Origin of the sequence: Paenibacillus sp. FSL H3-0457 (genome assembly GCF_037981725.1) — a bacterium.
Lineage (GTDB): Bacteria > Bacillota > Bacilli > Paenibacillales > Paenibacillaceae > Paenibacillus > Paenibacillus amylolyticus.
This window is the reverse complement of the sequence record NZ_CP150283.1, coordinates 481,941-505,723: the sequence shown is the minus strand read 5'-3', so window position 1 is coordinate 505,723 and position 23,783 is coordinate 481,941. Positions and strand designations below refer to the sequence as shown.

The following is a 23,783-nucleotide window of genomic DNA, read 5'->3' as shown; positions in this document are numbered from 1 at the left end:
ATTTTAATCAAAGAAGCAAGCTATATCTGAGGTTCAAGCACTTACCAGATCAGTTAAATTCAGCACAAAATATTAGGAGATCGGTTCGTTAAATAGTGTTACCGTTTAAAAGGGGATGTCCATCGTCACATGCAACATGACGTGTGGAACATCCCCTTTTTGAATTACTAAAGCGTTACCTATCTTCTCTACTTCACTTCATCCTGCTCTGGCAAAATCAAGCTCTCGGCGCCGCCCATATATGGCCGCAGGGCTACCGGAATGCGAATGCTTCCATCCTCCTGCTGATGATTCTCAAGCAACGGAATCAGGATACGCGGCGATGCCACCGCCGTATTATTGAGCGTGTGACAATACGCCAACTTGCCTTCGGCATCGAGGCAACGAATATTTGATCGGCGAGCCTGAAAATCATGCAGATTCGACGACGAATGTGTTTCTCCATATGCACCGCGGCTTGGCATCCAGGTCTCGATGTCATACTGTTTGTACGTTTTCTGCGACATATCTCCGGTACATACAGCGACAACACGATACGGCAGTTCCAGTAATTGCAGCAATTCTTCGGCGTGTCCTGTAATCTCCTGTAACATGCGTTCCGATTCTTCCGCATCAGGGGCACAGAGAATAACTTGCTCAACTTTGGCAAATTGGTGCACACGGTATAATCCGCGTACATCCCGTCCGCCGGAGCCAACCTCACTGCGGAAACACGTCGATACCGCGGCCAGCTTCACCGGTTCCTTAACATCGACAATCTCATCCGCATAATACGACACCAGCGGCACTTCAGAAGTTCCCACCAGCCACTTGTTCTCCCCTTCGAGTTCATAGACCTGATCTCGACCGGTTGGGAAGAATCCGGTGTTCACCAGTGCATCCTCCCTGACCATCAGCGGAACCTCCATCGGTGTGAAGCCGTGCTTCAGAAGCAAATCAAGCGCAAGTTGCTGTACTGCTCGATGTAATAACAGGCCAGCGCCTTTTAATACATAGCTTCGCGTACCGCCAATCTTAACTCCACGGGGAATATCGATGAGATCATGCAACTCCCCAAGTTCCACGTGATCTTTGGTGTTATACTCGAACGTTGGCACCTCTCCCACACGTCGTAGCTCTACATTGTCTGCGTCCGACAAGCCATTGGGGGTATCCGGGGACACGATATTGGGTACCAGCCATTGTAGCTTGGTTACTTCCTCCTGCACAGGGGCGAGCCTCGCTTCCACCTGTTCCAACTGTTCATTGATCTGTTTCACCTGAGCCCGCAAACCCTCGGCCTGTTCCCGATTCCCGGCTTGCATGAGTCTGCCAATGTCCGCGGATAACGTATTGCGCAATCTGCGTCCTTCTTCCGATTCCTGCAAAAGTGCCCTGCGTTCCTCATCCCGCTCTAACAATGTGCGAATGTTGATCTTGATTTTTTTCCCGTCTGCCGCTGCCTGAACCTCTTCTGCATGTGCCCGAATCCATTTCATTTCTAACATAGTCACCGTCTCCTTTGGCTGTAAAAATACAAAGAGCGCCCTCATCCCTTGGGACGAGGAGCGCTCTGCTCGCGGTGCCACCCAACTTGCTGAATCAGGATATCCTGCTTCCAGCCTCTTGGTCCGCGATAACGGGCGGTTCCGGTTAACTTGGGGAAATATCGCTCCCCTGGCGAAAACGCCTCCGAGTTGGATGCTCTTCAACGGCATGGTCCGATCTGTAATTGTTGGTCTCAGTATATACGAACGCCGGACCAGATTGCAACCTTCTGTATCGATCAGGAATTCATGGCACAACTTAACATGTCCTGTTATGATAGACTTTGTCTTCAAGATTGCGCTTTATTGTGATCCTCAATTTATGTATATAAGTAGAAGGAGTTCTTTATGAAAAAATTACTTTGGATCGGATGTCTGTCCTATTTCCTGATTGGACTTGCCCACGTTGTGCTCGGTTCCATTCTACCGGTTGCACTTGAACATTACGGCAAAGATTATAGCCAAGGCGGAACGCTGATCTTTGCCCAATTTGCCGGATTCCTGGGTGGTGTATTGTTATCTCCATGGCTGAACAGACGCTTTGGTAAACGGGGAGGCCTGTTAATCGCCACAGCGTTGCTCTGTATTGCAGAATTATCCTACATGCTGCTGCCACCATGGGGCTGGATGTTCGTCATTGCACCCGCTGCCGGCTTTGGATTCGGAATGGTTGAAGCTGTTATTGGGACCATTATCATCGCTGCAATCAAAGACAATACAGCCGTTGCCATGAGTCGACTGGAAGTGTTATTCGGGATCGGAGCGATGGTCATGCCGCTCATTGCCAGCGGTCTGATTGCTGCTGGATACTGGCGCCTGTCATTTCTCGTTGTTGCCATCTGCGCAGCGCTGACCTTTATATTCTGGGCGAAGGGATCATTCGGTGAACTCGATAAGTTTCTAGAGCGACAGAGTTCAAATAAAGGTTCAGTACATTCCCACAGTGCTGGGACATCGGATGAGATGCATCCCGCATCTGCAAGTACATCCAGTCCAACCTATCGTGGCCGTAACAGGACTCTTCTGGTATTATTCGTCCTGTTCTTCTTCCTCTATGTTGGCACAGAGATGAGTCTTGCGAACTTCATGCCGGCGATCCTGATTGAGAAAATGAACATGAAGGAAGCCGGAGCAGCCCTTAGTGTCACCTGTTTCTGGATTGCCATGTCCGTGGGACGGCTCTTCGCCGGTTATATCGCAGAGAAATTCCAATACCGCGTCTATGTCCTGTACAGTTGTCTTGCGTCTGTTCTCTTGTTAATGGTATTTCCATTTACAAACCAAATATGGTCTGCATTTCTCATCATCTTACTGCTTGGACTTGCGATGTCAGGGATATTCTCCATTGCCCTTGTCTTCGCCAGTAAACTGCTGCCCGGAACAGAAGAATCCACACCCAGCATTTTGATTGCCTCAGGTGGGGTTGGTGGTGCTATTCTGCCTTTGACTACGGGATGGAGTCTTGATCATCTCGCGGTTAATCAGTCTGCATGGATGCTTGCGATCTTTGCAGTTGGCCTGCTTGTCATTAGCGTAATCACGTATCAATGGCAGAACAAACATATAGTGAATTCTGCGACTTAACAGTTCTGTGTCGATCCAGTCCTGAGGATTAGAAATACCTATTAAAGAAATTGTAATGTCTACTGTCATGACCTGACGGTGGGCATTTTTTTGTAGTGTTACTCTGTTCTAACGAACCTAGCACACGCTATTCCCCTCCATTTCTGCATATTTGAAATCTAACGAATCCTAGAGACGTTATTATAGATAGTTAGCTTCAATTAAATTCCTCGTTTGGAGGTTTTTTGCATAATAACGCCGCAGAGATTCGTTAGATTTTTCATTCTCTAAAAACTGGCCTAATAAGATGTTCTCGATTCGTTAGCGCTGTAATCGTGGTGGAAAGTATCCTATCTTTGCCTCTGATTACTTTAAATCAAGGGAAAGAATTCGATTTATTCATTTGCATAAGATTGCCCAGGAAATACTTATGGTCAACCAAATCACACACTTTTATTAACGACAGGCAATACAGGCCCGTTATCCTTGATGAATTTACCGAATACATATCGGACGAGTGGTCCCAGAACGATCAACTGATATGGAAGCGCCAGGCTGAAGTTACGAGCGATTGTATGGAGATACGTGCGGATTACGGATGACCCCCCATTTAATTGATCAGCGAGATATGCCGAGATCATTCCATACATGGACATGATCAGAACCATGCCAATCACCATGAAAAATGAAATGACGAGCACACCTAAAATCTTATTGGACTTGTCGAAGGGCAAGGAGAATGCAATCTTTCTCGCCACAGGACCAACAATGAAAGACTCCACCAGAAACGCAATGACAAAACATAATATGAATTGAAGCAGTATTTCAAGCGGGGACATCTTGCCGAGTAACCCACTGTGCCATAGATTGAAGAACATCATGACCAAGACCATTCCTATACACATCATTAATCCGAAAATAATTTGTTCCTTCTTGCTAGTTGGCAATTCTCTCATCCTCTCTGTTTACCTTCGTAATTATAGAGATAAGGAAACCCTCCACATAAGTGAACATTCTGTGAACAATTATGATTTTTCCAATTTAAAATTGGATTTGACAACCATGTAGTACAGCTCTATGATATCCCTTAAAATGGTAGAAAATTTCAATATATAAGGAGGTTTTTGATTGTGAGTTTTCAAAAACGCATTGACCACGTCGGCATTGCCGTTCGTGATCTGGAAACTACACTCCGTTTCTATACGGAGGTTGTTGGATTGGAATTGAAAGACCGGGTAACCCACACCAACGGTATCATTAAGCTCGCCTTCCTTGGCTTTAATGGAAGTAATGAGACTGAGATTGAGTTAATCCAAGGATACAGCGACAAGCTGCCTTCCGAAGGTACGGTGCACCATTTTGCGATCCACGTGCATGATCTTGATTCTGAGTACCAACGCATCCAATCCACCGAAGCCGAATTTATCGACGGAGAGATTATCACACTGCCTAACGGTTATCGCTATTTCTTCATCTATGGACCTGAAAAGGAATGGATTGAGTTCTTCCAGCGCTAAGAATTGGAGTTGATTTATGAACATTTTAATTACCGGCGCAGCCGGAAAAATTGGACGTGACTTGTCCCAACACTTGTCAGAGGCATTTCACCTGCGACTAACGGATTTAAATATCGACAGACTGCATACGTATCAAGGGACCGGCCATGAGATCATGACACTGGATGTGACAGACCCCGAAGCCTGTCAGCATGCTTGCGAAGGCATGGATGTGGTTGTACATCTGGCGGGAGATCCTTCCCCGAATGCCGGATTTTATGAATCGTTGTTGGACATCAATATCAAAGGTACATTTAATGTATTCCGTGCAGCTAAAGACCAAGGTGTACGAAGAGTCATTCTTGCAAGCAGTGCACAGACGATTGAGGGGTATCCCATTGATGCTCAAGTCTATCCGGACATGCCAACACGCCCACGGAATTTGTACGGGGTTAGCAAATGTTTTGGAGAATCGCTCGCTTCCTATTTTGCGTATACCGAAGGTTTACAAAGTGTAGCAATACGTATAGGTGCATATGATGATTTTCAACCGGACGGACCAGTGCTGGAGGCAAGGGATATGAGCGCATATATTAGTCCGGCTGACTTGTGTGATTTGATGTTCAAAGCAATTACAACTACCGATCTGGAACCCTTCACCATACTGCATGGGATCTCGAATAATCGGTTTAAACGATTGAATCTGGAAACCACTCAGAAACAGGTAGGTTATGACCCAAAATCCGATGCTTTTGCACTCAGTCAGATTGCCTTATATGATTCGCCACGATAATTATTGAAAATAACACATCCAAGCAGGCTGTTATACATATGTATAACGGCCTGTTTGATAACTTATACGTGTCCCTATCCAGTTCATGACTGGACACGTTCCACCCGCTGGCCTATAATTACACCTAGTAATGCCCGTAACTTCATAGTTTCCCAGGGGAGTCGGAATTGGCCGGCTGAGAGTGTATCCCACCAAGATACTAACCCTTAGACCTGATCTGGATCATGCCAGCGTAGGAATCGGAGTATATCGAAATGGCACAGCCCTATGGCTGAACGCCACCTCTCTAACGCCTGCACGCGTCCCGGAATACGGGGCGCTTTTTTTGTTACTATCAGAAAGTATAAGACTGGAAGCATCACCTTCCTGATATTGCAAGAAAAACTGCCGCTAAACGCGGTCTGGCTTCCTTGAATGACATCGATGGACGTTTTACTTGTTCAAAAATAACGTCATCCAGATCTCAACTGGTATAAATCTGTCGATTTATGCAAGATGATTGGATATGAAGCCAAGGAGTACCCCGTGCCAATCGGCCGGACATACCGAAGGAGAGACCACAGATGAAATGGCGTAAAACGATGGGATTGTTGCTCTTATGCGTGCTTATGGTGACTGTAGCCGCATGTGGTGGCAAAGAAGCTGCCCCAGCTGGGCAGAACGGCAACACAAATACGGAAAGCAACAACGAAGGTGACACTGCCGCCCTGAAAGATATTAAAGTGGTGCTCGACTGGACACCAAATACGAATCATACAGGCCTGTATGCAGCTGTAGATCAAGGTTTTTACAAGGCCGAAGGCTTGAACGTGGAGATTGTACAACCAGGTGCCGGTGGCGCAGATACAATGGTTGCCTCGAATGAAGTGCCTTTTGGCGTAAGTTATCAGGAGAGTGTAACTCAAGCCCGCACACAGGGTGTTCCACTCGTCTCCATCGCAGCAGTTATTCAGCATAATACATCTGGTTTCGCTGCTCCGGCGGATCGGAATATCAAGTCACCGAAAGATTTTGAAGGTAAAACCTATGGCGGTTGGGGTTCCCCAGTCGAAGAAGCCGTGATGCAATCCATTATGGAAGGCGACGGAGCCGATGTATCGAAAGTAAAAAACATTAATATGGGTGATGCCGACTTTTTCACCGCAGTAAAACGGGATATTGATTTCGCGTGGATTTTCTACGCCTGGACGGGTATTGAAGCCGAACTGCGCGGGGAACCGATCGACATGTTATATGTGAAGGATTATTCAGATGCACTGGATTATTACACGCCTGTCCTCGTAACAAACGAGCAGACGATCCAAAACGACCCTGAGTTGGTGAAAGCATTCCTGAAAGCCACCTCCGAAGGGTATCAATACGCAATTGATCATCCCGAAGACGCAGCCAACATTCTGATCAAGGCCGTACCGGATCTGGATAAGGAATTGGTACTGGCAAGCCAGAAATGGCTTAGTCCAAAGTACACAGATGACGCCCCGCGCTGGGGAGAACAAAAACAGGAAGTGTGGCAGAACTACACCGACTGGATGTTTAGCAAAAAACTGCTTGATGAACAGATCGATGTGAGCAAGGCATATACAAACGAGTTCTTACCCCAATAAAATTTCTCATATAAAACGAACTTAAATTTTACACGAGGACGGAGAGGACAGAAATAACGTGAAAAAGCGAAGCGGTCGCCTTTATCACCGGATTTTCCCTTTAGAGAAAGGGAATCAAAAAAATCTGGGGATAACAGCGATTGGAAGGTTATTCTGTCATCGAAGTGGCAAGTGTAACAGTCATTAGTTCATTTTATATATCACGAAAGGAGCCGTGATCTCTCATGGCAAGCACACTACTTAGCATTCAAGTTATTCCCAAAACGCCAAATGGCGAGAACTCTTATCCTTACGTTGATCGCGCCATTGAAGTTATTCAGCAATCTGGCCTGAAATATCAGGTGAACGCGCTCGACACCACAATGGAGGGGGAACTGGAGGAACTGCTGGAAGTTGTACGTAAAATGCACGAGGTACTTGTGGAGGCTGGCAGCCCAAGCATCATCTCCCAGATCAAAATCGCCCATAGCCCTACTGGCTTCAGCATGGATACCCTGACGGAGAAGTATCGCTAATGCCTGCCTATTTCAAAAGTGTATGGCCGCCCATTGTGGCGGTTATTCTCTTTATAGCGATATGGCAGGGAGCCGTCTCCATCTTCCATATTGAGAAATGGATGCTGCCTGCACCGTCCGACATCGCCCGCGAAGCGGCAACCCAGGCCGAACGACTTGGCATGCACGCTTCCGCAACCATTCAGTTAACGCTGATTGGATTCGCCGCTGGAACAGCGGTTGGATTACTGATTGCGATGGTGCTGCATTTGGTCCCTTTTCTCAAGTCAGCCCTGTATCCTTTACTTATTCTTAGTCAAAATATCCCAACCATTGCGCTCGCACCGCTCCTGTTAATCTGGTTTGGATTCGGGCTGTTGCCAAAGCTGATTACCATCATCCTCGTCTGTTTCTTCCCCGTTGCAGTGGCGGCCATGGACGGCTTGACCCGTACAGATGCAGCGATGATGAACTATATGCGCATGGCTGGTGCGAAACGTCACCAGATCTTCTGGAAGCTGGAGCTTCCCCATGCGCTGCCATCCGTGTTCTCCGGTGTCAAAATCGCCGCTACCTATAGCGTGATGGGTGCCATCATCGCCGAATGGATCGGTGCAGACAAGGGTATTGGTTATTATATGATGTTGCAAAAGTCGGCTTATCGTACGGATCGCCTATTCGTAGCGATCATGATTATTGTCGCGCTCAGCTTGCTGCTCTTCCTGTTCATTGCCCTGCTGGAGAAGCTGCTCGTGCGCTGGCGGCCACAGAAGCGGTAGTAAAGCAAGTAATCTGTATATTAGGAAGTGATGACCATATGAATCGGCAACAGGACGAACAAGTCCATCATGGACGAGGAGCACACGCGATGGAGCCAACGCACGGTGAAAAGTTTAACTCGGCTACGCCTGATCGACCTGCCAACACGACTCCTGCTCCGGTTCCACCTGCACTGGACGTTGTTAATGTTCATGCATCATTCCGTGAACGGCGCAGCAAGCTACCGGTTCTGAACGGCCTGTCCCTGACTGTGGAGCAAGGCGAGTTTGTTGCTATCGTTGGACCTTCTGGCTGTGGCAAAAGTACTCTGTTCCATATCATCGGCGGTCTGCTGAAGCCACAGGAAGGCCAAGTACTTATGAACGGTCAGAATGTAACCGGACAGCGTGGCAAGATCAGTTATATGCCCCAACAGCCTGCTCTTTTCCCGTGGCGCACCATTGAAGATAATGTACTGCTTGCTGGTGAAGTAGCCTCAAGTGCACCCCCTCGGGCCGAAGCACTTGAGGAAGCTCGTAAGTGGTTAAGTAGCGTGGGTCTTGCCGGATTCGAGCAGGCGTATCCTCATATGCTGTCGGGCGGAATGCAGCAGCGTGCTGCATTTTTGCGCGCCCTGCTCAGTCCGCAGGAACTGATGCTGCTGGACGAACCTTTCAGTGCACTGGATGCACTGACACGTAGCGACATGCAGCGCTGGCTACTTGATATCTGGGAACAGAACCGCCGCTCGGTGCTGTTCATCACCCACAATATCGAAGAAGCATTGCTACTTGCAGACCGGGTCTATGTATTATCCAACCGACCTGCAACGGTGTTGCACGAGGTACATGTTCCTTTTGATCGCCCAAGACGAGAAGAAATTACGGAGGAATCCGCTTTCCTGGAGCGTAAACGGCAGATTGCTCAGTGGATGAGAGAAGAACAGCAGAAAGCCCGCCTATCATAATAGCGCGGGTTTTTAAGTTATTTATTTCCTTTAATGGGTGATCCGCCATAAGAAATTCTGCGTAACATAGTTAGAATATAAATGAACACAAGGAGGAATTCCCTCGTGCATTCTCAAGCTTTTGCACCATTAATTGATGCTCATATTCACTTCGATCAGTATACCCCTGACGAACAACGCGAGATGCTGCTATCGTTTCCGTCTCAGCAGGTCGAAGCAGTCATTGCCGTGTCCATGAATCTCGCTTCTGCCAAGACCAATCTGGAGCTTGCAAAACAACATCCACGTAACATCTATCCGGCCTTCGGTTTCCATCCGGAACAGGAACTGCCGTCCGTTGCAGAAATGGACCTCTTCTTCCAATGGATCGAGAAGCATATGGGACAAGCCACAGCCATAGGAGAAGTTGGCCTTCCCTATTACAATCGTCAGGAAGCGGAGCAGGCAGGGCAACGCTTCGATCAGAGCGGGTACATTGAACTGCTTGAACGTTTCATCCAACTTGCCAAAAAGCATAACAAACCACTTGTCCTTCATGCGGTATACGATGATGCGGATATCGTCTGTGATTTGCTGGAGCAATATCAGTTCCGACGTGCTCATTTCCATTGGTTCAAAGGTTCTCGCCAAACCGTAAGGCGCATGGCGGACAACGGTTATTTCATTTCCTTCACGCCGGATATTCGGTATGAAGAAGAGATTCGTGAACTCGCCCGGCAATATCCATCAGAACAAGTGATGGCCGAGACCGACGGACCTTGGCCCTTCGAAGGACCATTTCAGGGACGAATGACACACCCGGCCATGACCAGACAGGTCATCCAGGCATGGAGTGAGATCACTGGCATGGGAACCGAGCGGGCCGCCCGTCTCTTTTATCAGAACACAAAGCGTTTCTATGGCTTAACTTGATTACAATCAGGTAACAGCAAGTACACTCGCTTGTCCTGCCAGCACAGCACAAAGAAGCCAGTCGGCTTCGCCACCGACTGACTTCTAATTTACTATATATCAGTTGAACTAACCATTTACACAAGAACGTAGAGGACAGAAATAACCTGAGGAAGCAGAGCGGTCGCCTAAAAGCTTTCTGAAAGAAAGCTACTTCGGAAGCATACGCTATCACTAGATTTTCACCTTCTCAAAAATTGGATCAAAAAATCTGGGGATAACAGCGATCGGAAGGTTGTTCTGTCATCGGAGTGGCAAGTGTAACTACCTTCAGTTCAACTTAACGCTTCAAGAATCCTTTGCCTTCCAGGAACGGTCTCACTTGCAACCTTGTCGGCTCAGTCAGGCGCTTCGCCATCAGTTCGGACCATGGAGTCGTTCGTTCACCGTTAGTTCGTGCTTTCATGTACGCCGTCGTTGTCTCATCATACTGCTCAACACCTTTGATGCTCTGCTCGGCATTATAACGATTACGATGCAGAACTGCATCCAGTGGCAGACGCGGGCGAATTCCCGTTTCCTGATCTGCAACACCAATACACATGCCATACACCGGAAATACCCCTTCCGGTAATCCCAATAACTCGGCTACTTCCTCAATCCGGGTACGAAGCCCGCCTATATATACAATTCCGAACCCTAGTGACTCCGCTGCAAGAGCGGCGTTCTGGGAAGCAAGTGCAGCATCAATTGTGGCTACCATGAAATTCTCGGTTGAATCGGCATACGATTCCTTCTCAGGAAGATGACGTTTCGCAGCATCACTCAGCCGATACAGATCAGCACACCATACAAGAAACACCGGACATTCATTGACATAGGCCTGGTTGCCTGCCAATTCAGCCAGCTTGGCTTTTTGCTCTAAGTCAGTCACAGCAATTACGGTATAGGCTTGCACACTACTTGAAGAGGAAGCCATCTGCCCTGCAGATACAATGGCTGCAAGCTGCTCATCACTTACCGGGTCTGGCTTGAATTTGCGTACAGAGCGGTGTTTCATCATCAAATCAATGGTTTCATTCATGGCTGTTCACTCCCAATCCTCGTAGTACGAACTCAATTGTCTGCTCAGCAAGCTCGTCTGTATTCATATCCTGATAATCAAAGCCAAATCGTGAATTCTTGGCCCGTTTGTGCGCTAAAGCCACACCCATAACCTGAAGCATCGCATAAGATACGGACTCGACCTGGAACAATCCCTGGTCTTTTCCTTCTTGCAACAGTTCCCTCACTCGGGTCCATACAGGGTCTAGAAAACGAAATACGGTAGCTGTACGATGTGTCCGCAGTGTAATTTCAAGCTGCACAATATCGCTCATCTCCCGATCCGTCATCGTGAACTTCACAACTTCACCAATAATTCGTCGGATACCTTCCACAGGCGAGGACATGGACTCTTCAGCCAGCGCGTTCATCATATGCCCAGGGAAGAAATGCTCAAATAATGCTTCGAACACCTTTTCTTTGCCGCCAAAATGATAAGACACCAGCGACACATTGGCACCTGCCTCATCACATATTTGACGAACACTCGTCCCGTCATACCCCTGCTGTGCAAAAAGCTTCTTGGCTGCAAGCAATATCCTCGTTTTGATATCCAACTCCGGTTCAGTCATTCCGTCCCGCTCCCTCTTGTCCGTTCATCTCATTCGCTCCAGCTCAAGGACTGGAGCCAGCGAATCATTTGTCTATTATATTACACCAAGCACCCCGATGAAAATCATCGGGGTGCTTGTCCTATCCTATGATGCAATGGTATACATCTGCTGTATTAGTTGTTTGCTTGAGCAGGGCTTGGAGCCATAGCTGGCATGCGTTGTTTTTTCAACAACGTCACGACCAGTGACAACGCAACGGCAACCAACAGTACAATCACGATAGAGCCCGCAGCAGACTGAACTCCTGGGCCTCCCAACTGCACGCTCAGAATACCCTGAACGGCGTATGTTGCAGGCAGGTACTGCCCAATGCCGCTATAGAAGCTGTTCAGCAATTCACGCGGCACCATAGCACCGGAGGATACCAGTTGCAAGGACAGTGAGATGATGTTGAACAGACTTCCCGCTGGTCCGAAGCAGATCAGGAAGAACTGGGAGAAGAACATGAACGTGCACAGGAAGAGCGCCTGGAACAACCAGAATGCAACGAATCCTTGTGCAATCTGTCCTCCCAATGCCACGATCAGTGATGATCCCAGCAAGGAAACAACCAATGCAGAACCCACGTTAATGACTACTCTCGCGCCAAACAAAGTCAATCGGGAATAGGTAGATGACAACATACCCATGGCTGTCTGGAGATTCATCCCCATGATCATGGCACCTACATAGGAAGCCAGTACCATCATCATTGGCACCATCTGATTATTCATCCCGTTAACCGGGTTGATGGACGTTGTTGTTCCTTCCACTCGGGTAGTCAGGTTTGTAGCGGCTTCAGCAGCCTGATCGGCAGGCGCACCTGAAGCGGTTAACACCGTCTGTACTCCTTGTGCTGTAGCTTGTTTGTTAATCGTGTTTGTCACACTTTGTGATACACCTTGCATCATGCTTTTGATCGTAACCGGGTTCGCTTCATTAATGGTGTATTTAATCTCGGCGGTTGAGCCAGCCGTCTGAAGCAATTCGTTAAACCCAGCCGGGATATCCAGCACCATGTGTACTTGGTGATGATTCAGCTGATCCAACGCTTCAGCCGCACTTAGATTGGATACGGTATGGAAAGGCAGTGTTCCTGCGAGCGAATCTGCGATTCCTTTGGACATTTCGCCGTCCTCGTTCACAATCGCAACCGTCAATTCTTTCGCACGGTCATTTACTCCAGAATATGCGGTCATCCAGATCACGCTAAAGATCACTTGGAACATAAGTGCTGTTACGATCCCTACAATCACTGGCGGTTTTTTAAACAATGTACGTAAAGCCTGTAACATAAAAGGTGTCCTCCATTACTCAAATAGTTCTAATTTGATTTAAACAGTTGTTTGAATCAAACGATCGTTTAAATTTTATGTGAATATGCCCATATTGTCAACTCATTTTTTGAAAAATTCAGAAAATATAAGCTATATTCATGAATACAATTGATCCATTTTCACAAAAGAACATTATGCTATCCTTTTCCCGAAGAAAAGAACATCTATACCAACGATTCAGGCTTACTTTCTGGCGACTCAACTGTATTTTTCTCAACAAAAAACACGGTCCGCCGCAGCGAACCGCGTATTTATTCATCCTCACTTCATTGACAATGAGGCGTTGAATATATCTCCAAACAAAGGTCAGTCATTTCTCTTCAGCTTCATGCGTTGCAGACGTAGCGAATTCAGGACAACCGACACGGAGCTGAACGCCATCGCCGCCCCTGCCAGCCATGGAGCCAAGAAGCCAACTGCCGCAATGGGAATACCAATCACGTTGTATCCGAGTGCCCAGAACAAGTTTTGTTTGATGTTCCCCATCGTGCGCCGGCTCATCTCAATGGCATCTGCAATACTGTTCAGATCACCACGCATCAACGTAATATCCGCCGCTTCCATCGCTACATCCGTTCCTGTTCCGATCGCCATCCCAATATCCGCTGTAGCGAGTGCCGGAGCATCATTAATGCCGTCACCTACCATCGCGACTTTCAGGCCACTCTCCTGAAGTTTCTTCACTTCCGCAGCTTTACCCTCCGGCAGAACCTCAGCCAGTACTTTACCGATCCCTGCCTGTTCAGCTACAGCGCGAGCTGTTCGCTCATTGTCTCCCGTAATCATGATGACATCGATCCCCATCGCCTGAAGACGACCGATGGCTTCACGAGAGGTATCCTTGATGGTGTCAGCCACAGCCACGATCCCTGCCCACTGACCATCTACCGCTACCAGCATCGCTGTACGCCCTTGTTCCTCCAGACGGTTCATCTGCTGAACGGTTTCCTCAGAGACATTCACCTGTGCATCTGCAAGCAAACGACGCGTGCCGACCAGGATCTCCTGCCCTTTTACTGAAGCTCGCACGCCGTATCCCGGTATGTTCTCGAACTTCTCTGTTGGGGTTAGCTCCAGACCCTTGGCACGAATACCTGCAACAATCGCCTCTGCCAGTGGATGCTCTGAACTCTGTTCGGCCGCTCCCACTCGCTCAAGCAGATCAGATTCCGTCCAATTCGGAGCCGTGACAACATCGGTAAGGACCGGTTTACCTTGAGTTACTGTACCTGTTTTGTCGAGCACCACGGTCTGAATCTGTTGTGCCGACTCCAGATGTTCGCCGCCCTTGAACAGAATGCCATATTCAGCCGCACGTCCTGATCCAGCCATGACAGAAGTCGGCGTTGCCAGCCCTAGTGCACATGGACAAGCAATGACAAGCACGGCAATCGCTTTTTCAAGGGAACCGGCGAAGTCACCCGGACTTGCAAACAGATACCAAATCAGGAATGTCAGCGTAGCTATGCCGACAACAATCGGAACAAAAATGCCTGAAATGACATCTGCGATCCGCTGGATCGGTGCTTTGGAGCCCTGAGCTTGCTCGACTACTTTAATAATCTGGGACAAAGCCGTATCCGATCCCACTCGGGTCGCACGTAGTCGTAATACCCCGTTTTTGTTCAGCGTAGCACCTGTAACGGCATCTCCCGGTTTTTTATCCACGGGAAGGCTCTCTCCACTAAGCATGGATTCATCCACAGAGGATTGCCCCTCTTCAACGATACCATCCACCGGGATGCTGTCCCCCGGCTTCACCAGGACCAAATCACCCACCGCAACATATTCGGCAGGAACTATCACTTCCTGTCCATCACGAATGACACGAGCTTCACGTGGAGCCAGTTCAATCAGGCTTTTGATCGCCTGTGAAGAGCGGCCTTTCGCCACAGCTTCGAACCATTTTCCCAGTAGAATTAACGTAATCAGAATTGCACTTGTCTCATAATAGAGTTCTACCGAAGGCATGGCGGCTGTGCTCGTTCCCATTGCCCCATGGTCCATGGTTGTAGTAGGTAAGTACCCACTGGATAACGTCAGATACAGACTATAGAAAAACGCTGCGCTGGTACCCAGTGCGACGAGGACGTCCATATTGGCGCTGCGGTTGCGCAGTGCTTTGTACGCTCCCACATAAAACTGCCACCCAATCACGAACTGTACCGGCGTTGCCAGCAGCAGCTGGAACCAAGGGTTCATGAACAGATCTGGGACATAGATTCCGGATGTGAACGAGAAATGCCCGACCATTGCCCACAGCAAAGGAATCGATAACAACGCAGATATCATCCATTTCCACTTTTTGCGTTGCAGCTCACGTTCACGAACCGATGTGGTCTCTTCTTGTGTCAATTGCAGTTCAGCACCGTATCCCATCTGCTTGATCTTGGCGGTAATATCCGAAGGTTTCAATGCACCAGCGGCATATTCGATATGCCCTGTTTCCAGCGCCAGATTCACATTCGCCTGAGATACCCCCGGTAGTCGGGAAAGACCTTTTTCAATCCGGGCAGAACAAGCAGCACACGTCATACCTGTGATGTTCAGATCAACCGATTCTGACACCGTACCGTAGCCCAATGCTTCCACCTTATCTCGCAACGCATTCACGTTGGTTGTCTTTGGATCATAAGATACGGTTGCCTGTTCGATGGCCAGATTCACATTGGCCTGCTGAACCCCTTCCATGCGGGACAATCCCTTCTCCACTCGTGTCGAACATGCAGCACAGGTCATTCCCGTGATGTGCAGCGTTGCCTTCAGTCCTGGTGCGTCTGCCATAGGTGGCATTGGTGTGGGTTCGGATGATCTATCCATTGGTTTATTCGTTGAGTTATCCATCATGTCAGCTCCTTTCATGTCGATTCAATTTTTGTATGTTGCATCCATTATACCCCCGAGGGGTATATATCAGACAGAAAATTAGGCTTAAACCTGACTCTTGGGAAAAGGTACTCTGACCTCTTTTTCGCCCATGAGCATGTTCGGTTTAAGCCTGTGATCCCGTTAGACTACATCGTATCCCTGATCTTCAATCGCAGCTTTGATCTGATCCACGTTCACCGTCTGCTCATCATATTCCACCGCTACTGTTCCCGCTGCCAGATCAACCTTACCACTCGCACCGGTATTCTTCACAGCTTCTTCAACCGACTTCACACAGTGATTGCAAGACATTCCCGTAACGTTCAACGTAACATTAGACATTCTAAATTCCTCCTTGGGGTATATTAAAATGATAAAATTAAATATGTGAATTGATTCAGCTTACTTCATTAACTTCCGCATCGTAACCAGCAGTTCATCCACAACCTCATGTTCACCAGCCTGAATACGCTCAACGATACAGCTCTTCATATGGCCTTCAAGCAAAAGTTTGCCTACTGAATTAAGAGCAGACTGAGCCGCCGCAATCTGCGTCAGCACATCATCACAGTACGTATCCTTCTCGATCAATCCCTTGATCCCGCGAATCTGACCTTCCACACGGTTCAAACGAGAAACCAGGTTACTCTTCATCTCCTGCGAATGGTGACTCTTGCGCACATGCTTCCCATCACTGCCCTCGGCATGACAGGATACTGCTTCATGGACTGTAGCCAAAGCTTCCGTTGAATCTGACTTGGAGGATTGCAAAGGTTCCTCGGGATGGCTCTGATGATCCATCTGAACACCCCTTTTCTTTCGTTCTTTTCTAAGAGTAACATACCCCATGGGGGTATTCAAGAGGATTCTGATATTTTATTAAAAATGGATGAATCCTTCCTAATTAAATAGAGCGATGTATCTTACAAGGTATACTCCATCCTGCTGCTGCGGACGACCAGACCCATCTGTTCATAGAAAGCCTGTGCCCCAGAGTTAAACGTTGACACGGACAATTCCATACTTTCTGCCTGAGGCTCTCTCCCTAACTCGATGAATGCTTGTAGTAACTGTTTACCTGTTCCTAGGCCCCGATGTTTGTTATCCACTACAAGTTCATGGATGTACAACATCTTGCGATCCACCATCAATGGGTTATCCTGAATTACACTTAACTGCGCGCTCCCGTAACCCAGAATCAAGCCCGTTTCGGAAGACTCGGCAACATATAGGTAACGCTTGTCCGTTTCCAGCAGTTCGATGAACTCCTTTTTCTCCATTCTAGTCTCCAACGCTCTGTATAGATCCGGCCGCGCCTCGACATGCAGCTGGTGCAGCTCATCCATCAACAATGACACGCCAGAGTAGTCCCTCATTTCTGCCTTTCGGATGTTAATCGTACCTGTACTCATCCCAATCACTCTTTCGTCTACTGAATTTTACATTATTATACAACCAAAAAGCAGATACCATAAGGGTACCTGCTTCGCTAAATTTATCTTCATTCCATCAAGCCCATATGATTCTCATGTTGTTTATTTTTTCGAAGAAGCATTTCCTTCATTAAAAGCAACAGGTGATGGCTTCGCCGCCCATTCGTCCGCCTGCGGCTCAATGTCTACTCCGCTCAAAATCTTCTTTTTCTCCATCAAGGAATCCCCGTCTTCATCCAGCTTGTTGCGAATTTCCGCCTCATCCTGAGGTTGATTGTTCTGTGTCATCATAGAGTCCTCCCTTTTTTCGTATTCATGTTGATGTTCCTTTATATAACGTGCCCACTTTCTGCATTATCATTCTCAGCGAGGGACAGGCCGTCCCCAAGTTAAGCTAAATCCATCTCTAAACCCTTTCGTTAATCGAAATCAACCTGTTTATCCAAAATGATTTCCTCTACTTTGTATTCCATTTCTGGTATTGAGGGAATCAAGGAGAATCGAACGTTTTCCAGAGAAGAAGGAAGGGCAGGAACCACTCGGAAACTAATTTGCGTCTCCCCACCTCCTCCACGACTGCCATGTCTCATGGTGATATGCCTCTGTTCGCTGAATATTTCCAGAGCCAAATGTGGAACCATTTGTATACGCTCAGCTTCATTCCCCTTATATTGAATCTCCACATAAACGAGGCTTTCACCTTCATATTGCATCGAATGCGTGATCATATACTCACACGAATCTTTGATCATTTTTTTCATAATCGGCACCACACTCGTCAATTGAAGAGGTTCACTTGGAAAGTAATGTCTTTGCGGCATCGGTTGCACGCTACGGAGAACATATCGGATATCTTCCTCCTTCATATCCAGTAAGCTCACCCATTCATCGATGATATTTTGAGGAGGTTGGTATTGGACTGCTCCGGTTATGTCCTTTCTGGCTGCAACCAGTTTCAGAAGTTGTTCATCAATCCGCTGTACCTCATCGCTGTATTCATTAGGAATTTCACGTAATTCACTCCAGCCCATATTTAATCACTCTCCTAATTTAATGACATGCCATGCAAATACAATTCGCTACTGTACCTGCATCCCCCTCTTAAAAAGGAAAGGACGCCCCTTGGGTCATATTCATGACCTTACGGGACGCCCTTTTTATATTGTCCACCTCAAATGGACATCATCTACTGTTTTGCTTGTAACAATGAGCAAAAATGCATACTTGCCTTAACCAACCTATACCTGATCTTGGCGAGCAAGCGCGGCTAGTGCGCGTAGCGCTGCATTAATCTCGCGCTCCACCGCTTGTCCAACTGCATCCGTATGCGGATCATACTCGGCTGCCAGATCACTGTCCGCGAATCCATCGATCGCGACAATGGCTCCGGCGCGAGCGCCACGCAAGGTGCTGACGATGTAGAGCGCAGCAATTTCCATCTCGGCTGCAAGTGCTCCAGCCTGCTTGTATTTGCGATGTGGGATCTCTTCCACGCCTGCAAAGAACGCATCCAGTGTTACGGTAATACCAACGCCCACTTTGCCTGCAAAGGTTGCAGCATCCGTGCTTTCTTGCCCACGAGCAGCCTCGATCAACGCTTGTGTCACCCCAATGTCCGCTACCGCTGGAAAACCATCCGGTACCAGTTGGCGAGTCAACCCATCCGTACGAACAGCGGCTGTACTCACAATCACACTGCCTGCAGGATAATCGGCTGTATACGATCCCGCTGTACCTACACGAATCAGAGTTGTTACACCCGCGCGAATCAATTCCTCGAAGCAGACAGCTGCTCCAGGTGAACCTACACCATGGCTGACCACAGCGATCTGTACCCCTTCATACAATCCAACAAATGTACGATACTCCCGACTGAACGCCAGTTCTCTCGCCTGCTCCAGTTTACGGGAAATCTTCTCCGCACGTGCCGGATCACCACAGACGATGGCATATGCCGGCATGTCTTCCGAATGAATCTGCAAAATAGGCATCAACATATTAATCAAACTCCTTCTTCGTCCACTCGTCTTCCGGAATCGGCAGATCTTCACCCGAGAAGCGTTGTTCCTTGAACGGATCGGCAAAATGGTGGAAACCATTCACTTCCCAGAATCCGTTCCGGTCTTCTGTCATAAACTCCAGACCACGTATCCACTTGGCACTCTTCCAGAAGTAAAGTTGTGGCACAACCATACGCAGTGGAAAACCATGCTTGGGTGTTAGTGGCTCACCGTTATATTTGAATGCAAGCAATACATCATCATGCATCAACTCTTCGAGCGGTACATTTGTCTCATAATCATGATCTGCATGGATCATGACGTATTTTGCCTCTGGCTTAACCCCCAGAAGTTTTACAAAATCGGAGAAGCGTATACCTTCCCACGGCGTATCGAATTTCGACCAACGGGTAACACAGTGAATATCACTCACCGTGTTCACCTGTGGCATCGCCTGCAACTCAGCTAAGGAGAACACCTTCTCCTCTTCTACTTCACCGAATACCTTCAAGTCCCAGGTGGACAGGTCATATTCCGGCACTTCCCCTTCATGCAGAATCGGGAATTTCTCCGTCAGCATCTGTCCTGGCGGCAGTCGATCTCCGTGATTGTTACCTGTTTTGGGTGCCGGGGTTTTACTTTTTTTCAAACGTTCAGCCTTGTTATGCAAGTGGAATTCCTCCTTCTTTTACTGTCTCTAACATAGACATTCAGAATTAACGCGAGCTTCCGCCCGCTTTCAGTGCATCCTGTGCATAGGTACGGTCTTTGAAAAAGAACATTGCGACCAGCGTCACAATATACGGCAGCATCAATGTGAAATGCGTTGGCAGGGAGAAACCTTGCAGACGAATACTCAATGCTTCCATGAAGCCAAACAGCACACTGGAGCCCATGACGCCAAGCGGATTCGCTTGCCCTAACATCGTTGCCACCAGCGCGATAAAACCACGACCAGCAGTCATGCCTTCGGTAAACATCGTTACCTGACCGAGCGACAACTGTGCTCCAGCCAGAGCGCACAACACACCGCACATCAGAACGGCACCATACTGGATGCCACGTACCTTGATCCCGATGCTCTGTGCTGCAATCGGGTTCTCACCTACGGAGCGCAGGCGGAAGCCGGATACACTTTTGAACAGATAAAATTGTAGTGCAATCACGAGCACAATACCGAGGTAAACCAGCGGACTATGTCCCGATATTACATCACCCACCCACGGGATGTCCTTAATCAGCGGAATATCCCACTTGGGAAGTCCCACCATGTCTTTATCGTAGTATGCACCTTTTACATCAAAAATCGCACGCAGTGCAAAGGTCGTCACCCCCGCAGCCAGGAAGTTAAGCGAGATCCCGACCACGATGGCGTTGGCTTTCAGATTAATGCTTATAAAGGCAAAGAGCGCCGAGAATAACATCACAATTATAATGGAAAAGAGTACCGCCAGCAGCACATTGCCAAACAGATAATTACCGACAATAGCGGAGAACGCACCGATCAGAACCAGTCCTTCAAGACCCACGTTAAACAGACCGACACGAGAACATAAAGCCCCACCGAGCGCTGCAAGCAGGATTGGAGTCATAATCCGCAAGGTTGAGCCAAACATGGCTGCATCAAACAGTTGTTGCATTGGACTTTTTCTCCTTTCTCCGCTTCAGGAATGAATAACCGATCTGAGCTGATACAAATAACGTCAATACAGCTTGGATGACACTGCCAACTTCCAGCGGTACATCCGTGTTCCGTTCCATCCCCATGGCACCCGTCTGTAGCGCAGCCAGCAAAATAGCTGCTACAGCTGTACCGAGTGGATGCGAGCGGGCAAGCAACGTGGCCATAATACCGCTCCATGCATAACTTGCCGATGACAGCGAGCCATCAAGGAAACGGTACTGTGTACCGAGCACTTCCCCCGCACCCGCGAGTCCAGCAAGTCCACCACTGATGACCATAGACAGCATCATCATGCGAATGCGGCGAACACCACCGTAGGTTGCAAAGGACGGGTTGCTGCCGAGCATGCGGATCTCGTAACCGGTCACCGTTTTATGCGTGAACCAGTAGATCAGAATGGCCGCTACAATGGCAATAATGAAGCCTGCATGCAGCCCCATGCCCTGGAACAACTTCGGCAACCAGATACTCTGGTCAATCATGGGTGTCTGAGCCATTGCTGCAGATCCTGTGCGGTCCTTAAATGGATAGGAGACCATGTAACCCCCGAAATAAATGGCAATATAGTTAAGTAGTAAGGTTGTGATCAACAAGTTCATCCCGAAGCGTGCATCCAGCCAGCCTGCAAACAGGGACCAGATTCCCCCGGCAATAATACCTGCCACAATCGCAGCAATACACACAAACCAGCCTGGCCCTGGCAGATAGAGCGCCGTGAGCGCGGCACTAAGCCCGCCAAGAATCATCTGGCCTTCGGCTCCCATGTTGAAGAATCCAGCACGGAATGCCAATGCTACGCCAAGCCCCGCCAAGATGATTGGTGTGGAACGAGCCAACGTATTGGTGAAGAAGTAGAAGTTGCCGAAGGCCCCTTTCCACATCTCCGCATACGTATCCACCACATTACCGCCAACGATCAGAATCGCCACAGCTCCTGCAATCAGACCGATGAATACGGCAAGCAGCGGCTGTACGAGTCCGCGAAGTGTTTCTTTTACCCGATTCATATCCGCTCTTTCCCTCCTGCCATTAACAAGCTGATCTGTTCCTCAGTTGCTTCCTCTGCTCTCAGTTCACCGGCAATTTCGCCTTCATACATGACAATAATCCAATCAGATAATTGCAAAATTTCGGACAACTCCGATGAAATGAGCAGAATGCCCGCGCCCTCACTGCGTTTACGCAGCAATTCAGCATGGATTGTCTCCATAGCACCGATATCCACACCACGAGTCGGTTCAGCTGCAATTAGAAACGGTGTATCCTGTGCAAATTCACGGGCAGCAATCAGCTTCTGCAAGTTTCCTCCAGACAGAAACTGTGCCTTGGTCTCCGCAGAACCCGTCTTGATGCTGAACTGTTGGATCCAACTCTCTACCATTGTTCTTGCTGCTTTGGCTTTGATAATACCGCGTGACTGCAAGCGATGATGGTGTCCCATCAGCCCGTTCTCGCGAACACTCGCATCCTTGGCCGCTCCCCACATGTAACGATCTTCCGGGATATGAGCAAGTCCATGCTCCCGAATGCGCCGTACCGGCCAGTTGGTTGTATCCTGCCCGGAGAGTATAACGCGACCACTATCCGCCTTACGCAGTCCCGCAATCACTTGAATCAGTTCCGACTGGCCGTTACCCGAGATGCCTGCTATACCCACGACCTCACCTTTTCGTACCTCCATGTGGATGTCCTTGAGCGCCGAACGATCCTTCGCTCCGGACAGATTAACCCCTTCCACCTGAAGCACGGCTTCCGCTGGAACCGATGGCTGCTTGTCCATACGCACAAGTTCACGACCAACCATCAGACGAGACAATTCCTCCACATGTGTATCTTTGGCTTCCAACGTGCCTGTCACCTGACCATCCCGAAGCACCGTGATCCGATCGGCTACATCCATGACTTCTTGCAGCTTGTGCGTGATCAGTACAAAGGTTTTGCCCAACTTGGCGAGAGATTTCATATTCGCCAGCAGTTCCTTCACTTCAAGCGGTGTCAGTACCGCTGAAGGTTCGTCCAATATAATGATGTCTGCGCCCTGATGCAGCACCTTGAGAATTTCAACACGCTGCTGCATGCCAAGCGGGCACTCGGACACTTTTTTCCATGGGTCAACTGGCATGCCATATTGTCTGCCAAGCTCATTTACTTGGGCTGCTGCCTTTTTGCGATCAAATGCGCCTGCCTTAGCCGGTTCACGTCCGATCACGATGTTCTCCGCCACCGTAAAGGAAGGGAACAGCATGAAATGCTGATGCACCATACCGATGCCACTTGCCATCGCTTGGGACGGCGTGGCAAAGCTCACCTCACGTCCGTGGACTTTGATTGTGCCTGACGTGGGCTGTTCCATACCGTACAGCATACGCATCAAGGTTGTTTTACCAGCCCCGTTCTCACCGACAAGGGCATGAATCTCTCCCTCACGCAAATTAAAACGGATGTCCCGGTTAGCGGTGAAGCCGCCGTATTTCTTCGTAATCTGCTCCATCTCCAACAGCATATCTTGCGTTCGCTCCCCTCAGTTCAACTTAAAAAGGTTACACTCGCCACTACGATGACAGAATAACCTTCCGATCGCCGTAATCGTGTAAACGATAAGTTGAACATATACTGGTCATTTAATAGCAGCAAAACCGGCTGCCTGATCGGGCAGCCGGCTGATCATTTC

The 23,783-nt window shown here is 48.5% G+C and carries 24 protein-coding genes and 1 riboswitch; of the genes, 8 read left to right on the top strand and 16 right to left on the bottom strand.

Features of this window, described 5'->3' with window-relative positions; all coding sequences use genetic code 11:
• Window positions 1-188 precede the first annotated feature (188 nt).
• Window positions 189-1,487: a serine--tRNA ligase gene (serS, locus tag MHH25_RS02400; RefSeq protein ID WP_340019030.1), complete on the bottom strand. Its 1,299-nt coding sequence runs from the start codon at window positions 1,485-1,487 to the stop codon at window positions 189-191.
• Window positions 1,488-1,874: 387 nt separating this feature from the next.
• Between serS and MHH25_RS02395 the strand changes: the two genes are divergently transcribed.
• Window positions 1,875-3,110 (top strand): MFS transporter, encoded by a 1,236-nt coding sequence (locus MHH25_RS02395; RefSeq protein WP_340019029.1) that lies wholly within the window; start codon window positions 1,875-1,877, stop codon window positions 3,108-3,110.
• A gap of 422 nt (window positions 3,111-3,532) precedes the next feature.
• Here the strand turns inward: MHH25_RS02395 and MHH25_RS02390 are convergent, their stop codons facing one another.
• Complete coding sequence (locus MHH25_RS02390) at window positions 3,533-4,045, bottom strand: hypothetical protein (RefSeq protein ID WP_340019028.1); 513 nt, start codon at window positions 4,043-4,045, stop codon at window positions 3,533-3,535.
• Between the two features lie 174 nt (window positions 4,046-4,219).
• Between MHH25_RS02390 and MHH25_RS02385 the strand changes: the two genes are divergently transcribed.
• The 7 genes from MHH25_RS02385 (at window position 4,220) to MHH25_RS02355 (ending at window position 10,114) form a co-directional block, all read left to right on the top strand.
• Window positions 4,220-4,606, top strand: a complete 387-nt coding sequence (locus tag MHH25_RS02385) for a VOC family protein (RefSeq protein WP_340019027.1) — start codon at window positions 4,220-4,222, stop codon at window positions 4,604-4,606.
• 16 nt (window positions 4,607-4,622) lie between these two features.
• A complete protein-coding gene (locus MHH25_RS02380) occupies window positions 4,623-5,378 on the top strand; it encodes an NAD(P)-dependent oxidoreductase (protein WP_340019026.1) in 756 nt (251 codons plus the stop codon).
• A 144-nt stretch (window positions 5,379-5,522) separates the two neighbouring features.
• Window positions 5,523-5,635, top strand: a riboswitch (TPP riboswitch).
• Window positions 5,636-5,941: 306 nt separating this feature from the next.
• On the top strand, window positions 5,942-6,982 hold the full coding sequence (locus MHH25_RS02375) for an ABC transporter substrate-binding protein (protein ID WP_340019025.1): 1,041 nt from the start codon (window positions 5,942-5,944) through the stop codon (window positions 6,980-6,982).
• A gap of 224 nt (window positions 6,983-7,206) precedes the next feature.
• Window positions 7,207-7,497, top strand: coding sequence for a thiamine-binding protein (locus MHH25_RS02370; RefSeq protein WP_017690996.1), 291 nt, complete (start codon window positions 7,207-7,209; stop codon window positions 7,495-7,497).
• On the top strand, window positions 7,497-8,255 hold the full coding sequence (locus tag MHH25_RS02365) for an ABC transporter permease (RefSeq protein WP_340019023.1): 759 nt from the start codon (window positions 7,497-7,499) through the stop codon (window positions 8,253-8,255). Before MHH25_RS02370 ends, MHH25_RS02365 begins: the two co-directional genes overlap by 1 nt.
• Before the next feature lie 38 nt (window positions 8,256-8,293).
• Window positions 8,294-9,202: an ABC transporter ATP-binding protein gene (locus tag MHH25_RS02360; protein ID WP_340019022.1), complete on the top strand. Its 909-nt coding sequence runs from the start codon at window positions 8,294-8,296 to the stop codon at window positions 9,200-9,202.
• A gap of 81 nt (window positions 9,203-9,283) precedes the next feature.
• A complete protein-coding gene (locus tag MHH25_RS02355; RefSeq protein WP_340019020.1) occupies window positions 9,284-10,114 on the top strand; it encodes a TatD family hydrolase in 831 nt (276 codons plus the stop codon).
• 319 nt (window positions 10,115-10,433) lie between these two features.
• Here the strand turns inward: MHH25_RS02355 and nfsA are convergent, their stop codons facing one another.
• From nfsA to MHH25_RS02285, 14 genes are all read right to left on the bottom strand, one after another.
• Window positions 10,434-11,177, bottom strand: coding sequence for an oxygen-insensitive NADPH nitroreductase (nfsA, locus tag MHH25_RS02350; RefSeq protein WP_101314877.1), 744 nt, complete (start codon window positions 11,175-11,177; stop codon window positions 10,434-10,436).
• On the bottom strand, window positions 11,170-11,769 hold the full coding sequence (locus MHH25_RS02345) for a TetR family transcriptional regulator (protein WP_340019019.1): 600 nt from the start codon (window positions 11,767-11,769) through the stop codon (window positions 11,170-11,172). The genes nfsA and MHH25_RS02345 overlap by 8 nt, the downstream gene beginning before the upstream one ends.
• 155 nt (window positions 11,770-11,924) lie before the next feature.
• A complete protein-coding gene (locus MHH25_RS02340; RefSeq protein ID WP_036673157.1) occupies window positions 11,925-13,085 on the bottom strand; it encodes an ABC transporter permease in 1,161 nt (386 codons plus the stop codon).
• 348 nt (window positions 13,086-13,433) lie between these two features.
• Complete coding sequence (locus tag MHH25_RS02335; RefSeq protein WP_340020436.1) at window positions 13,434-15,911, bottom strand: heavy metal translocating P-type ATPase; 2,478 nt, start codon at window positions 15,909-15,911, stop codon at window positions 13,434-13,436.
• 225 nt (window positions 15,912-16,136) lie between these two features.
• Window positions 16,137-16,337, bottom strand: a complete 201-nt coding sequence (locus MHH25_RS02330; RefSeq protein WP_017691004.1) for a copper ion binding protein — start codon at window positions 16,335-16,337, stop codon at window positions 16,137-16,139.
• A 60-nt stretch (window positions 16,338-16,397) separates the two neighbouring features.
• Window positions 16,398-16,796 carry a metal-sensitive transcriptional regulator gene (locus MHH25_RS02325; protein WP_340019018.1) on the bottom strand — a complete coding sequence of 133 codons (399 nt, stop codon included), beginning with the start codon at window positions 16,794-16,796 and terminating at the stop codon, window positions 16,398-16,400.
• Window positions 16,797-16,918: 122 nt separating this feature from the next.
• Complete coding sequence (locus tag MHH25_RS02320) at window positions 16,919-17,407, bottom strand: GNAT family N-acetyltransferase (protein WP_340019017.1); 489 nt, start codon at window positions 17,405-17,407, stop codon at window positions 16,919-16,921.
• Between the two features lie 123 nt (window positions 17,408-17,530).
• On the bottom strand, window positions 17,531-17,719 hold the full coding sequence (locus MHH25_RS02315) for a hypothetical protein (RefSeq protein WP_244898276.1): 189 nt from the start codon (window positions 17,717-17,719) through the stop codon (window positions 17,531-17,533).
• A 128-nt stretch (window positions 17,720-17,847) separates the two neighbouring features.
• Window positions 17,848-18,459, bottom strand: a complete 612-nt coding sequence (locus MHH25_RS02310; protein WP_340019016.1) for a hypothetical protein — start codon at window positions 18,457-18,459, stop codon at window positions 17,848-17,850.
• Between the two features lie 207 nt (window positions 18,460-18,666).
• Entirely contained in the window at window positions 18,667-19,425 is a 759-nt protein-coding gene (locus MHH25_RS02305; protein WP_100528173.1) for a nucleoside phosphorylase, read from the bottom strand.
• A 1-nt stretch (window position 19,426) separates the two neighbouring features.
• Window positions 19,427-20,098: a sulfite oxidase-like oxidoreductase gene (locus MHH25_RS02300; protein WP_074093221.1), complete on the bottom strand. Its 672-nt coding sequence runs from the start codon at window positions 20,096-20,098 to the stop codon at window positions 19,427-19,429.
• Between the two features lie 46 nt (window positions 20,099-20,144).
• The gene (locus tag MHH25_RS02295; RefSeq protein ID WP_017691011.1) at window positions 20,145-21,068 is read right to left on the bottom strand and encodes an ABC transporter permease; all 924 of its coding nucleotides are present in this window, start codon (window positions 21,066-21,068) and stop codon (window positions 20,145-20,147) included.
• Window positions 21,052-22,119, bottom strand: a complete 1,068-nt coding sequence (locus tag MHH25_RS02290; RefSeq protein WP_036616697.1) for an ABC transporter permease — start codon at window positions 22,117-22,119, stop codon at window positions 21,052-21,054. Before MHH25_RS02290 ends, MHH25_RS02295 begins: the two co-directional genes overlap by 17 nt.
• Entirely contained in the window at window positions 22,116-23,615 is a 1,500-nt protein-coding gene (locus MHH25_RS02285) for an ABC transporter ATP-binding protein (protein WP_340019014.1), read from the bottom strand. The genes MHH25_RS02290 and MHH25_RS02285 overlap by 4 nt, the downstream gene beginning before the upstream one ends.
• Between the last annotated feature and the right edge of the window lie 168 nt (window positions 23,616-23,783).